A 12,931-nucleotide genomic window follows, 5' to 3' on the forward strand; every position below is an offset into this window, starting at 1 on the left:
CAGCCCAGTAACCTCCTGGCAAGGAATGCAGAGCACTCGACCGAGGCGGACCGGCCTATCTCCCGGCGCATTCCACAGGACGAAAGAACCTCCGCCGCACGTAGTGCGCAGCGGAGGTTCTTTCATGTCCGAGGACGCGCCGGGAGATAGGCCGGTCCGCCTCGGTCAGGGCTTGATGGGAATTACGAAGCCAGGTTACGCCACGGTGTAAACCCAGTTGTGCTTATCTTCAACAGCACCAGACTGGATACCAGTCAGGGTCTCGCGAAGCTTCTTCATCACAGGGCCGATCTCGGTGTAGCCAGCCGGGAAGGTCACGGTCTCGTCGGCGCCGTAAACCTTGTTGTCGATCTCGCCGACCGGGGAGATAACGGCAGCGGTGCCGCACAGGCCGCACTCGACAAAGGTACCGGCCTTGACCTCGGCCCACTCGACAGGGCGTTGGTCGACGGTAATGCCCAGGTCCTGAGCAACCTGAACGAGCGAACGACGGGTGATAGAGGGCAGGATGGAGTCGGTGTGCGACTGCGGAACGACGAGGGTGCCGTCCTCCTTCACGAACAGCACGTTGGCGCCGCCGGTCTCCTCGACATAGGTGCGGGACTCGGAGTCGAGATACAGGTTCTCGGCATAACCCTCGCGATGGGCCTCCATCGTGGGTTTAAGGGACATGGCGTAGTTCAGGCCGGCCTTGATGTTACCGGTGCCGTGCGGTGCAGCGCGGTCATACTCGGAAACGCGCAGCTTGACGGGCTTGAGGCCACCCTTAAAGTACGGACCGACCGGGGTCACGAGAATGCGGAACGTGTACTCAGGAGCGGGAGCCACGCCGATTACGTCACCGGAGCCGATCATAAACGGACGCACATACAGGGTTGCGCCAGAGCCGAAGGGCGGAACCCATGCGGCATTGGCAGAGACGACCTGCTTGACGGCCTCGACAAACTTGTCCTTGGGGAACGGGGGCATCTCGAGGCGCTGCGCAGAGTTGTACATACGCTCAGCGTTCATGTCGGGACGGAAACAGACGATGCTGCCGTCCTCGGCGGTGTAGGCCTTCAGGCCCTCAAAGACCTCCTGGCAGTAGTGGAAGATACCACCGCACTCGGAGACATGCAGGGTGTGGTCGGTGGTCAGGCCACCCTCGTCCCACTCGCCATCCTTCCAATGAGCCTCGTAGCTGTAATCGGTCTTCATGTAGCCAAAGCCGAGGCTACCCCAATCGATATCCTTCTTCTCGACAGTCATATGTCGCTCCTTACATACACAGTTGCATACTCGCGAACCCGCACGCAAGGACCGGGGCCGACCGCGTCGCAACGTCACACGCCCGGAGCGTAGAGCCGGACGGGACACGCGGACGACATCGAAGCCGATGACACGTCGATTCGCATGCACGAGATTGTACTCCGCACACGCATCGGATAAAACGTTTTTCTTTAACTAACTAAAGTATTTTCATTTGACCGAAGCTAGAGAGGCCCGCCACCGTAAACGGTGACGGGCCTCAACGACACGATTTGTGCGCTGGCTCGAGCTACGCGTTCTTTTTGCCCAGCTTTGCCTTAACCAGACCGACCACGGTCGGGATGATCGACACGGCGACGATGCCGATAATCAGCAGCTCAAAGTGGTCCTGCACAAAGGGAATGCCGCCAAAGAAGTAGCCCAGCAGCGTAAAGAGCGTTGACCAGGTAATGCCGCCCAGCACGTTAAAGATGACAAAGTTGCGCCAGTGCATGCCGCCCATACCGGCAATAAAAGGCACAAAGGTGCGGATAAACGGGAAGAAGCGGCCCAGGAAGATGGCCAGGTGACCCCACTTGTCCAGGAAGTCCTCGGACTTTTTGATACGCTCGGGCGTCATGGCCTTGACCTTGCCCGAGGCAATGATCTTTTTGCCAAAGAAGTGACCGATCATAAAGTTGCACTGGTCGCCCAGGATGGCAGCAGCCCATGCGACGGCCAGCAGGGCCACGATGTTAAAGCCACCGTTATGAGCAAAGAAGCCCGAAGCAAACAGCAGCGAATCGCCAGGGAGAAACGGGAAGAACACCACGCCTGTCTCAATGAAGATAATGAGGAACACGCAGCCGTAGGCCATGAGCGGGCCGGCGGCAATCCAGCTGGCGATCGCAGTGCGCGGGTCTTTGAGCAGCTCGGCGATAAAATTGATGAAACCCATGAAGTAAAACCTCTCAGTTGTGGGCGCGGATACGTCCAAGTTGACCAGTATACGGTCGCAGCGCCCCCTCGTGCGCAACCCCACAAAAGCATGACTCCATTACCAGCAAGTTTGCATAACTGACACCTGTTGCGCAATGCCGCCAAGATTGCTCTTCCTAATCCCTAGCGAATCGCTATACTTTATTGAATCGCATTGCCATGGCGCTAAGGGAGGGCGGCCGGTGAGCTTTATCAATACCATTCGCGAGGACATCAAGACCGTCCAGGCGCAGGACCCCGCCGCGCAAAACGGCCTGGTCATTTTCCTTTCGTACCCCGGTCTTCACGCCAAGTGGAACCACGTGCCCGAGCACTGGCTCTGGGAGCACGGCCATTGCTCGCTCGCCCGCGTGCTCTCACAAATCACCCGCCACATCACCGGCGTCGAGATTCATCCCGCCGCGCAAATTGGCAAGCACTTCTTTATCGACCACGCCATGGGCGTCGTCATCGGCGAGACCACCATTGTGGGCGACAACTGCGTGCTCTACCAGGGCGTCACGCTCGGCGGTACCGGCAACGAGACCGGCAAGCGCCACCCCACTCTGGGTAACAACGTCACCGTGGGCACGGGCGCCAAGGTGCTCGGCAACATTCGCATCGGCAACAACGTCAAAATCGGCGGCAACTCGGTTGTCGTCAAGGACGTGCCCGACAACTGCACCGTCGTGGGCGTGCCCGGGCGCATCATCAAGCGCAACGGCTGCCGCGTGTTCGAAGAAAGCTTCGACGCCAAGCAGCATCGCGAGTACATGCCCGATGACGCCGCCGAGCAGTCCGCCCTCAACCGCCAGGGCATCACCGAGAATGCCCGCCGTGTCAAGGAACTCGAGCGAGAGGTGGCCGAGCTCAAAGCCCTCGTCGCCAAGCTCGTGGATGAACGCTAGGAACGCAAGCGGCACAAAACGACATCGCACCGACGCAAAAGGCGCGCCAGGGAATCAATCCCCGGCGCGCCTTTCTTTTTGATGTGACATGTGGGACTGTCCCTTTGTCGCATTAGGCGAACTGACTCAAGTAGAGGTCGGCGTAAGCACCCTCGGCAGCCAGCAGTTCCTTATGCGTGCCTTGCTCGATAATGTTGCCGTGATCCATGACCAGAATCAGGTCGGCATCCACGATCGTCGACAGGCGATGTGCGATCACAAAGCTCGTGCGCCCATGCATGAGCGCGTCCATGGCACGGCCGATGGCAAGCTCGGTACGCGTGTCCACGCTCGACGTCGCCTCGTCCAAGATGAGAATCGCCGGGTTGTTGAGCAGCACGCGCGCAATGGTCAGCAGCTGACGCTGGCCCTGGCTGATGCTTTCGGCATCGTTAGCCACGCGCGTGTCGTAGCCCTGCGGCATGGTGCGCACAAAGAAGTCGACCTGCGCGGCGCGGGCGGCAGCCACGATCTCGTCGCGCGTTGCCTCGGGGCAGCCGTAGGCGATGTTCTCGGCAATCGTGCCGTCGAACAACCAGGCGTCCTGCAGCACCATGCCAAACTGCTGACGGAGCTCACCGCGGTTCATGAGGCGCGTATCCACACCGTCGAGCGTAATGCGGCCGCCGTCGATCTCGTAAAAGCGCATGAGCAGGTTGATGAGCGTCGTCTTGCCTGCGCCCGTGGTTCCCACCACGGCAATCTTCTGGCCCGGCTCGGCGGTAAACGACACGTCGCGCATGAGCGGCTTTTCGGGCGTGTAGCCAAAGCGCACATGCTCAAAAGTGACACGGCCCTCCACGCGACTCGACAGCTTGGCGGCCTCGTCCGGCAGTGGATCGGCCTCCATCTCGGGCTCATCGAGCAGGTCGAACACGCGCTCCGCACTCGCCAGCGCGCTCTGCAGCGAGTTGAAAGTGAACGACAGCTGCGTCATGGGTTCGGACGCCTCGTAGATAAACTGGAAGAACGCCTGGAACACGCCGACGGTCATGTGGCCGGCAACCAGCATGCTGCAGCCCACGAGCGCAATCACGATCTGTGCCAGGCGACCGATAAAGCGAACCGCGGGTCCGACGGCGTTGATCATAAAGTCGGCCTTGGTGCTCACGCGGGCCAGCTCGCCCGAGGCCTCGTGCACCTCGGCAGAGCTCTGGTGCTCGCGATTGAATGCGCGAATCACCAAACGGCCCGAATAGCCTTCCTCGACCGCGCTCGTGATTTTGGACACCCACTCCTGACGCTCGCCCGTCACATCATGCGTACGGCGCGAAACCACCTTGGTCACCAGCAGCGATACCGCCGTAAAACCCAAAAAGATCAACGTGAGTCTAACGCTATAGACGAACATCATGATGATGGCGCCCGTCACGGTACCGATCGATACCAGCAGCTGCAGCAATCCGCGCTGCATGCTCTCGGACATCTTGTCCAAGTCGTTGGTCGCGCGGCTGACCACTTCGCCGGGGCGATGCGCGTCAAAGTAGGCGAGCGGCAGGCGGCTGAGCTTCTGCGCGATGCGGTTGCGCAGACGCAAGTTGAGTCGCTCGGCGACGCTCGACATCAAAAAACTCTGCAGCGCATAGAACGATCCGGCGGCCGTCCAGATCAAGAAGTAGACAAAGATGGTCTTGCCGCATTGGTCCCAGGTGATGCTGAAGGTGGTTCCGCTGGCAAACGCCACCTGTATATGGCCCCACAGCTCGTCGATAACATGAGCGCTATATGCCGGCGCGGCGGTGTTAAAGATGACGTAGAACACGATGCTCGCAAACACGATGTAGAAGCGCCAATGGTCGCCGGCGGCCTCGCTCCACAAGCGGCGCACCGTCGCCCAGGTATCCCGGGGCGTCTCGTCCTCTTCTTCGTCGTCCACGTCGCGCATACGCTCTGCTTCGGCACGGGCGCGCTCGTCCTCGGCACGCTCGTTTTCCTCGTACAGCGCTTGGCGGCGAGCCTCACGCTCGGCCGCGGCCTTGGCAACGTCATCCAGCTCGGTCGGCGCGGCAGTCTGCTCGACCGCTTCCTCGGCAGCGTCCGCAGCGGCGGCATCGATAGCGTCGCTGCGCTTCTTGAGCTCCTCGGTCATGCTACTCACCTCCCTTCATCTGCGATTCCGCGATGGCGCGGTACACCTCGCAGGTTTCCATAAGTTCCTCGTGCGTGCCCAAGCCCACGACCTCGCCGTCCTTGAGTACAACGATCTGGTCGGCGTGCAGAATCGTCGAGATGCGCTGCGCGATGATAAGCACCGCGGCGTCGCGCGTCTCGTCCTGCAGCGCATGGCGCAGGGCCGCATCAGTCTTAAAATCCAGAGCAGAAAAACTGTCGTCGAAGATATACAGGTCGGCGCGCTTCATGAGCGCGCGAGCAATGGCCAGGCGCTGGCGCTGGCCACCTGAAAAGTTCGTACCGCCCTGGGCAACCGGGGTATCGAGCCCCTGCGGTTGATCGAGCACAAAGGTGCTCTGGGCAACCTGCAGTGCATGAAGCATGTCCGCCTCGGTTGCGTCCTCGTTGCCAAAGCGCAGATTGCTTGCCACGGTGCCCGAGAACAGCCATGCCTTCTGCGGCACATAGGCGATGCGCCCGCGAATCTCACCTTGCGAAAGCTCGCGCAGATCGACGCCGCCCAGGCGAATGACGCCCTTGGTGGCATCGTGAAAGCGCAGCAGAAGCTTTGCCACCGTCGACTTGCCCGAGCCCGTCGAGCCCACAATCGCGGTCGTCTGACCGCGACGACAAGTAAAGTTCAAATTGCACAGGGTGTCCTCATCGGCATCGTCAAAACGAAACGACATGTGATCGAACTCAGCGACCGCATCCGCATCGCCCCCGGAGGCAGGCGCCCCGTCACCCAGCGTACGCTCGCCGTCCACGATGCTCGGCTCAATCTCCAGCACCTGCTGCGCACGGTTCAGGCACGCGGCAGCACGCGGAAGCGTCAGCACCACCATCTGCGCCATCATCACAAAGAACAGGATCAGAATTGCATACTCCAGCACCGCCGAGATACTCGCAATCTGCATGGCATGGGCGCCCACCCGGTTACCGCCCACCCACAGCACCGCCACCTCGGCGATGTTGATCAAAAAGAAGGTGGAGCTGTCGAGGCCCACAAACAGGTGGTTGACCTTGATGGCGTTGGCGGCGTAATCGCTGAACACCTCGTCCAGGCGCCGCTCCTCGTGGCGCTCCTTATTGAAAGCGCGGATGACGCGAACGCCCACGATGTTCTCGCGCAGCACCACGTTCATGCGGTCGATAAAGCTCTGCAAACGCATAAAGATCGGTGCCGCGTTGGCAACCGTAAAGACCGCCGCAACCAGCACGATCGCAACCACGACGCCCAGAAGCATGCCCATAGCCGGATCGATAAACCAGGCGAAGATGATGCCCGCCACAGCCAAGAACGGCACGGGCAGCACCAGCTGAATCGTCTGCAGAATCGCCTGCTGAATCACGTTGATGTCGTTGAGCGAGCGTGTGATCATCGATCCGGTGCCAAAGCGCTCAAAATCGCTGGCAGACAGCTCGAGCGACTTGTCGTAGACGGCATTGCGGATGTCGCAGGCCACGTTGGCGGCCAGGCGCGCCGAAAGATAGCAGCCCAGCACCGTGCCGCCGCTAGCCATGCTGGTCGCGATAAACATGTATAGGCCGTTGCGTAAAATGTAGTCGACATCGCCCGTGGTGATGCCGGTGTTGACCATGTTCGCCAGCATCGCGGGAACCAACAGCGTACCGACGTTATCCACCAGCAGCACCAGCAGCGTCACTGCGACAAGCCTGCGATACGGCTTCATAAACCTCATTAAGAGTCGCACGACTCCCCCTCACCTTGATCCTGCGTCTGGCTTGCAGCTGCCACCTGCTGCTTAAATGCCTCGCACTCCTCACCGAGCACCTGAGAGAATTTTCCGATCAAGCGCATAATCTCGCGTTGCTCACACGGCTCAAGCGCGCCAAAGGCTCGCTGCTCGGCCTTGAGTGCCGGCAGCGCATAACGCTCGGCAAATCGCCTGCCCTCTTCGGTCAGGCTCACAACCTTGTTCTTACGACTGCCTTCGGCAAACTCCAACGTTGCGAAGCCCCGCGCCGTCAAGGTTTTAATTGCCGAGTTGATGGTCTGCTTGCTGTAGAACCATTCGCTTGTCAGACGGCTTACGGCGATACTGCCGCCCGCCGTGCTGGTATCGACGAGCATCCAGTAAGCGCAGTCCGAAAGGCCACAGGCGCGCGAGAACTCCGAATAGATATGGTCGAGTCCATTGAGCAACCGGTCGAAGTCGACCAGCGTAACCGCACTATTCATCTATCCCACCATTCGATTGTCCGATTTTTGACCAATTTTGTATCTCTAGATTAGTCCGAGTTTTGACTATCGTCAACAGGCTCTCCGCAAATGCTTGCACTTTTATGGCCTATCGGCAGAAAAAGACCGCCGGCGCGGGGGCGGCGCCAGCGGTCACGTGAAAATCGGGTTTTATTGCCCGTTAAGCGGCGACGGCCTCATAGACCGTAGCGCCCGAGAAGCTGTCATGCAGGCTCTTGCCGGCAATCCACGGCAGCTCGACGACCTCGCAGACCGTATTGACCAGCTCGGAGCAGTCAGTAAAGTGGCCCTTGTCGTTGAGGGCCTCGCAATCCTGAACACGCCAATAGCCATCGGTGTGCGTGATGTAGTACTCGTGATCGTCAATCGTCACAAAAGCGCGCGTCTTGGAACGCAGCAGCTTCAGAAATCCTTCGAAGTCGGTCTCGACGACATCTCCAGCCTGGAACATGATGTTACCTCCTGGCCCGGCGCCACCACGGCGCATTGATAAACGTTGGTACTTCTTTAGTAAAACCTTTATCAGAGGTTATGCGTTCGTCATTTAGGCAAGTGGTAAAAAACCGCAGGGTAGACGGGATAAAACGTTTAACCATCCCATTTGTTTATCACATTCTGAAGGTACTTTTATGCAAACCTACTTTCCCAATTGGAATCTATCCTTTTGGCCGGGCAATTGACCGTCTATCGTTTGAGCCCGACGGGTATGAACGGGGCATCTGCAACGCCACCGCAAGGAGACACCATGGAGACTATCGAAGCACTCATTCACCGCCGCAGCTGCCGCAAATACAGCGATCGTCCCGTCGAGGCCGAAAAGCTTGCACGTATTATCGAAGCCGGCCAATATGCACCGAGCGGCATGGGCCGCCAACCGGTGACGTTTGTCGCCGTCACCGACCCCGCGACCGTCGAGCGTCTCTCACAGCTCAACGCCCAGGTCATGGGCAGCAACAGTGACCCCTTCCATGGCGCCAAGACCGTTGTGGTGGTGCTGGTCGACCGCAGCGTGCCCACGCATCTGGAAGACGGCTCGCTCGCCATGGGCAACTTGCTCAACGCCGCCTATGCACTGGGTGTCGATTCGTGCTGGATTCACCGCGCGCATGAGGTCTTTGACTCGCCCGAGGGCCTGGAACTGCTGGCCAGCTGGGGCCTGCCCGCCGACGGCAGCCTGCGCGGTGTCGGTCACTGCATCCTGGGCTATGCCGAAGACACGCTACCCGAGGCAAAGCCGCGCCGCGACAACATCATCTACGTAAGGTAACCCGGGAGCGTCAGCGGGGGTGGCTAATTTGGGACGGCGCTATTTTAGCTACCCCACTCGCAACTTATATTGACGTCGCCGTTGTCGTCGTTTCGTTCGTGTGGGTCGTTTCGGCGCCGTCGCCCTGTTCGCCGTCGTCCTTTTGAGCGTCGGCGATGGTGGAGGCTGCCGCAACGATACCGCGCTGGGGCGCGACGCCCGTCTGGGCCTGAGCGCCCTCGACAATTTCTGTGCCTGCATGCGCGAGCTCGGGCGATTTAAACATCGCGTCCAAGTTGGCACCGCCGCCGGCATAGCCAAGCGCAGCGAGTGCGATGACGATCGCTGCAACGACGACCGCGATCGGAACATAACGATGCCAACCAGCCGGATTGAGTCCACTGCGACGAGCCGCCCCGCGGCTGATGTAACCGAGCGTTCCGTCGTGCTTGAGCTTTGAGCCCACCACGCGTTTGCGGCCCCACAACGAGGACTCGGCCTGCATGGCCAAGCGAGCGCTTGCCGAAGGAAAGCCGTATTTAGTGCGCTTGAACGAGCCATCAAACCCCGAGGCGTGTTTGCCCCACGTCACCGATGTCGTGCGTCGGTTGACCGGCGCGGCACTCCGCCTTCTGCGGCTCGGTTTTGTAGTCTCAGCCATACGCCCCCGCACGCCGTAACCAAATCGAAACAATAACGCTTTGGACTGTAGCACACGCGTCGCGCGCGGTCACGGGCGCCTCGCTCAACGGTCATCGTCCTTCAGCAAGCGCCACAGCGTTGTTCGGCTTATGCCCAGCACCTCCGCCGCACGGGTTCGGTTGCCATGGAGATGGTCTACAACCAGATGCGCGATATCTCGCTCGGTATCGATCAACGGTCGCAGGATATACAGGTCGCTTTCGAGTGTCGGGGCGCCAAAGGTTGCGGTCTTAATCACGTCCTCTTGGGCGAGCACTTCCTCCGCCACAGCGCGATCCACCGTGCCCGCCCCCACCAATATATACAGTCGTTCCGAGACCTCGCGGAGCTGCAGATAATTGCGCGGCCAGCGGTAAGCATCGAGCGCCTTCGTCGCCGCGGCAGACAGCGTGGGCACTGCCGTCCCAAATGCATCAGCGAGATATTCCAAATAGCGCGCAACCTTCGTCGACGCGGCTCCCTGCTCGGCGATTGCCGGCGCCACGCTCACCGCACAGGCGAAGCGCTCGGTCACAAAGGCGGCTTGATCACTTTCGCTGCCACCCGGCATGTCATTCGCCGTCAGCACCACATGGCAGCGCGTCGCCAACGCGGTGTCGGCCATCGTGGAAACGAGCTCGCGAAGGCGCTGGGGGCCAACCGCATTCCAGCCCGCAATGCAAAGGGTCAGCCCCGTTTGGAACAGCGGCGATTCGGAGCTTTTGAGCACATGGCGCCAACCGCGATCGGTGAGTTCATCGAGCGCAACGGCAACAAAGGGCTGGTCGACAAAAGGACCGTCCAGATAGAGACGCATGGCAATCTCAACCTGACCCGCTCCCAGCTCGCCCTCGAGCATGAGGGGCACACCGCGCGCATAGCTCTCGGCGACCGGCGCAGCCACCGAAGCTGCCCCCTCAACGATGCCGTACGCGCTCGATTCGTAGCGGGCCTCAACTTCGTCGGCATTGAGCCACTCGACGCCCGCATGTGCCGCGGCGCCGCGCACCTCGCGGACCACGACGACCCAAAGGCCCCCGCCCTCTTTGTCGGTGGGGCGAACGGTCAGGCTCAAGCGCGTACCCGCACGTCCCATAACCAGACGCGCGCCGTCTCCTATACGGTCGAGGCGTTCGGCAACAAAAGCCGCCACACCCCGCTCAAGCGCCGCGTCATTCATGGTCGAAATCGCGACGTCCCCACGCGCATCAATTGCCAATGCCGAGGCCCCGGCAGCAGCCAGGGCCTCGGTCAAGATGTTCAGCTTGGCATAGCTATCCATGATTTGCCCCGTCTCCAGCCACGACCTTTATCTGTGGCTTGGCATCTCAAGTGTTTCAAAATTGAACGATATTGCTCACCAAACACTATAGGGCAGAAAGCGCCGTCCTGCGAGTATAGGTGTTGCCCCGCATCGCCATCCTGGCGGGGCGATAAGAGCTCTTCGGGACTTATAAACCTGCGGACAAGCCATACCCGCAAGAGCTCCTATCGCTCCACCGCAAGCTTGCGCCCACCAGCAACCAGCACGCAAATAAGCTACTCCTCTACCAGATTCCCAGCACGTGCTGCATTCCCAAACTCATGCACGCAATGCCAATCCAGCAGCAAAAGCCCAGCGCGATGGGCTTGCCGCCCTTTTTGACCAGCTCGACGATATCGGTATTTAAGCCAATAGCCGCCATGGCCATCACAATAAAGAACTTCGACAGCTCCTTGATGGGCGCCGTGATGGACACGGGAAGCTGAAACACCGTGGTGATCACGCTCGCCAGCACAAAGAACAGCACAAACATGGGAAACGCGCGTTTAAGCGAGAACGTGCTTTTGGCGTCGCCGCCGGCCTTACGCGCCAGATGCATCTGCCAGCATGCGAGGACCAACGTGATGGGAATAATGGCCAGTGTCCTGGTGAGCTTGACCACCGTGGCGCTCTCGAGCACATTGGCGCCGGGATGCATGCTGTCCCAAGCGCTCGCCGCAGCCGTTACCGACGAGGTGTCGTTGATGGCGGTGCCGGCAAACAGGCCAAAGCCCTCGTTGGTCAGCCCGAGCATACCGCCGAGCGTTGGAAACACGAGCGCCGCGATAACGTTAAACAGGAAGATGACCGAAATAGCCTGGGCAATCTCGCGATCGTCGGCATCGATGACGGGCGCGGTCGCGGCGACGGCAGAACCGCCGCAAATCGACGAACCCACACCCACAAGCGTCGCGATCTTACCCGGCACGTTCATAACGCGGCAGAGCACAAAGGCGATGACAAGCGAGGTCGAGATCGTCGCCACGATAATCGGCAGCGACTGGGCGCCCTTGGACAGGATCTGGGACAGGTTCATGCCAAAGCCAAGCAGGCTAACCGCGTACTGCAAGACTTTTTTGGACGTATAGGTAACGCCGGCGGCGAGCTGTTCGCGATGATTCTTGGGAAAGACGAGCGCCAGAACCATGCCGAAGAGGATGGCGAATACCGGCCCACCGACCACCTCAATCTGTTTGCCGAGCAGCGTTGCGGGGATAGCGATGATCAGGCAGAACAAGACGCCCTTCCAGCGCTCGCGTACGATATTCGCCAGTTGCATATGGGATTCCTTCTTTCTATTTCACGTTTGCGACGGCTTATGATACGGCAACATTGGGCATAGCCTTGCGCAAATACAGACTAAGATGCCGCAATAGTTCTCGGGCGACAGCCGAATTACCCTCCGCGGAGAGCTGATTCGCGGCATAATTAACAACTGACATATGAGTTTGATAGAACAGTTGCGAGGCGCTATGGAAGAATCGATGCACGTCGGCGAGCAGGAAACGAGCCTACAGGACCAGTCCTACCACACCATTCGACGCAAAATCGTCTACCTGGACTACAAGCCGGGCGAAAAGCTGGGCGTCAAGCAACTTTGCGACGACCTGGATATGGGGCGCACCCCTGTGCGCGAGGCTTTGGTTCGCTTGGCGCAGGAAGGCCTGGTGCGCACCGTGCCCCAGAGCGGCACCTACGTCTCACCCATCAACCTCACCCTTGCCGAGAGTGCCTGCTACATCCGCGAACATCTGGAAAAGCAGGTGATTGTGGAGTGCTGTGCGCGAGCCACGTCGGCCGGCATCGAGCAGCTCGACCGCGCCATCGTGCTGCAGGAAAAGGCCATGGCCGAAGAGGATCGCATCGGCTTCTTTTTGAGCGACAACCTCATGCATCACATGATTTTTAGCATCGCATGTCGCAGCACCGTTTGGTCGTGGCTCGAAGAGACCAATGCCGACCTGGAGCGCTTCCGCTGGCTGCGCGCCGCCACGCAGGTTCTCGACAATCAGGACATCGTGAACGAGCACAAGCAGATTCGCCGCGCTATCGCCGGTCGCGACCCCATCGAAGCGAGCTTTTTGGTCAGCAAGCACCTGCATATGATGTTCCGCAACCAAACCGAGGTTCTGGACCAGTTCCCCGAGTACTTCGAGACCAGCAAGCTCCGCTAACCTGCCAAAAAGGGACAGGTTTATTTTGGCAGGTTTTAT

Annotated in this window: 12 protein-coding genes; 3 read left to right on the plus strand and 9 right to left on the minus strand. The window is 59.8% G+C overall.

Features of this window, described 5'->3' with window-relative positions; all coding sequences use genetic code 11:
- Positions 1-195: 195 nt before the first annotated feature.
- Complete coding sequence (locus DWZ52_RS04825) at positions 196-1,248, minus strand: branched-chain amino acid aminotransferase (protein WP_117582948.1); 1,053 nt, start codon at positions 1,246-1,248, stop codon at positions 196-198.
- Between the two features lie 289 nt (positions 1,249-1,537).
- A complete protein-coding gene (locus DWZ52_RS04830) occupies positions 1,538-2,185 on the minus strand; it encodes a DedA family protein (protein WP_099432363.1) in 648 nt (215 codons plus the stop codon).
- Positions 2,186-2,408: 223 nt separating this feature from the next.
- On the opposite strand from DWZ52_RS04830, the gene cysE reads away from it, so the two are divergent.
- Positions 2,409-3,113, plus strand: a complete 705-nt coding sequence (gene cysE / locus DWZ52_RS04835) for a serine O-acetyltransferase (protein WP_118385027.1) — start codon at positions 2,409-2,411, stop codon at positions 3,111-3,113.
- A gap of 112 nt (positions 3,114-3,225) precedes the next feature.
- Here the strand turns inward: cysE and DWZ52_RS04840 are convergent, their stop codons facing one another.
- From DWZ52_RS04840 to DWZ52_RS04855, 4 genes are all read right to left on the minus strand, one after another.
- Positions 3,226-5,241, minus strand: a complete 2,016-nt coding sequence (locus DWZ52_RS04840; protein WP_118385028.1) for an ABC transporter ATP-binding protein — start codon at positions 5,239-5,241, stop codon at positions 3,226-3,228.
- A 1-nt stretch (position 5,242) separates the two neighbouring features.
- Positions 5,243-6,967, minus strand: a complete 1,725-nt coding sequence (locus tag DWZ52_RS04845) for an ABC transporter ATP-binding protein (protein ID WP_118385029.1) — start codon at positions 6,965-6,967, stop codon at positions 5,243-5,245.
- Positions 6,967-7,467 carry a MarR family winged helix-turn-helix transcriptional regulator gene (locus DWZ52_RS04850; RefSeq protein ID WP_118385030.1) on the minus strand — a complete coding sequence of 167 codons (501 nt, stop codon included), beginning with the start codon at positions 7,465-7,467 and terminating at the stop codon, positions 6,967-6,969. The genes DWZ52_RS04845 and DWZ52_RS04850 overlap by 1 nt, the downstream gene beginning before the upstream one ends.
- A 181-nt stretch (positions 7,468-7,648) precedes the next feature.
- Positions 7,649-7,939 (minus strand): hypothetical protein, encoded by a 291-nt coding sequence (locus DWZ52_RS04855; RefSeq protein ID WP_055251737.1) that lies wholly within the window; start codon positions 7,937-7,939, stop codon positions 7,649-7,651.
- 294 nt (positions 7,940-8,233) lie between these two features.
- Here DWZ52_RS04855 and DWZ52_RS04860 point away from each other — a divergent pair, with 294 nt between their 5' ends.
- A complete protein-coding gene (locus tag DWZ52_RS04860) occupies positions 8,234-8,755 on the plus strand; it encodes a nitroreductase family protein (RefSeq protein WP_118385031.1) in 522 nt (173 codons plus the stop codon).
- 64 nt (positions 8,756-8,819) lie between these two features.
- Here DWZ52_RS04860 and DWZ52_RS04865 read toward each other — a convergent pair whose 3' ends face one another.
- The 3 genes from DWZ52_RS04865 to DWZ52_RS04875 all read right to left on the minus strand — a co-directional run bounded on the left by DWZ52_RS04865 (position 8,820) and on the right by DWZ52_RS04875 (position 11,997).
- On the minus strand, positions 8,820-9,395 hold the full coding sequence (locus DWZ52_RS04865; RefSeq protein ID WP_147352143.1) for a hypothetical protein: 576 nt from the start codon (positions 9,393-9,395) through the stop codon (positions 8,820-8,822).
- Positions 9,396-9,479: 84 nt separating this feature from the next.
- Positions 9,480-10,697 (minus strand): helix-turn-helix domain-containing protein, encoded by a 1,218-nt coding sequence (locus tag DWZ52_RS04870; protein WP_118385033.1) that lies wholly within the window; start codon positions 10,695-10,697, stop codon positions 9,480-9,482.
- A 265-nt stretch (positions 10,698-10,962) separates the two neighbouring features.
- Complete coding sequence (locus DWZ52_RS04875; protein ID WP_118385034.1) at positions 10,963-11,997, minus strand: YeiH family protein; 1,035 nt, start codon at positions 11,995-11,997, stop codon at positions 10,963-10,965.
- A gap of 193 nt (positions 11,998-12,190) precedes the next feature.
- Between DWZ52_RS04875 and DWZ52_RS04880 the strand changes: the two genes are divergently transcribed.
- Complete coding sequence (locus DWZ52_RS04880) at positions 12,191-12,892, plus strand: GntR family transcriptional regulator (protein WP_050766156.1); 702 nt, start codon at positions 12,191-12,193, stop codon at positions 12,890-12,892.
- Positions 12,893-12,931: the final 39 nt, after the last annotated feature.

This window comes from Collinsella sp. AF33-16 (assembly GCF_003475325.1).
GTDB lineage: Bacteria > Actinomycetota > Coriobacteriia > Coriobacteriales > Coriobacteriaceae > Collinsella.

Excerpts from the sequence above, each read along its gene's own strand:
- DWZ52_RS04825 (WP_117582948.1), bottom strand. The coding sequence starts at position 1,248 with ATGACTGTCGAGAAGAAGGATATCGATTGGGGTAGCCTCGGCTTTGGC.
- DWZ52_RS04830 (WP_099432363.1), bottom strand. The coding sequence starts at position 2,185 with ATGGGTTTCATCAATTTTATCGCCGAGCTGCTCAAAGACCCGCGCACT.
- DWZ52_RS04840 (WP_118385028.1), bottom strand. The coding sequence starts at position 5,241 with ATGACCGAGGAGCTCAAGAAGCGCAGCGACGCTATCGATGCCGCCGCT.
- DWZ52_RS04845 (WP_118385029.1), bottom strand. The coding sequence starts at position 6,967 with ATGAGGTTTATGAAGCCGTATCGCAGGCTTGTCGCAGTGACGCTGCTG.
- DWZ52_RS04850 (WP_118385030.1), bottom strand. The coding sequence starts at position 7,467 with ATGAATAGTGCGGTTACGCTGGTCGACTTCGACCGGTTGCTCAATGGA.
- DWZ52_RS04855 (WP_055251737.1), bottom strand. The coding sequence starts at position 7,939 with ATGTTCCAGGCTGGAGATGTCGTCGAGACCGACTTCGAAGGATTTCTG.
- DWZ52_RS04860 (WP_118385031.1), top strand. The coding sequence starts at position 8,234 with ATGGAGACTATCGAAGCACTCATTCACCGCCGCAGCTGCCGCAAATAC.
- DWZ52_RS04865 (WP_147352143.1), bottom strand. The coding sequence starts at position 9,395 with ATGGCTGAGACTACAAAACCGAGCCGCAGAAGGCGGAGTGCCGCGCCG.
- DWZ52_RS04870 (WP_118385033.1), bottom strand. The coding sequence starts at position 10,697 with ATGGATAGCTATGCCAAGCTGAACATCTTGACCGAGGCCCTGGCTGCT.
- DWZ52_RS04875 (WP_118385034.1), bottom strand. The coding sequence starts at position 11,997 with ATGCAACTGGCGAATATCGTACGCGAGCGCTGGAAGGGCGTCTTGTTC.
- DWZ52_RS04880 (WP_050766156.1), top strand. The coding sequence starts at position 12,191 with ATGGAAGAATCGATGCACGTCGGCGAGCAGGAAACGAGCCTACAGGAC.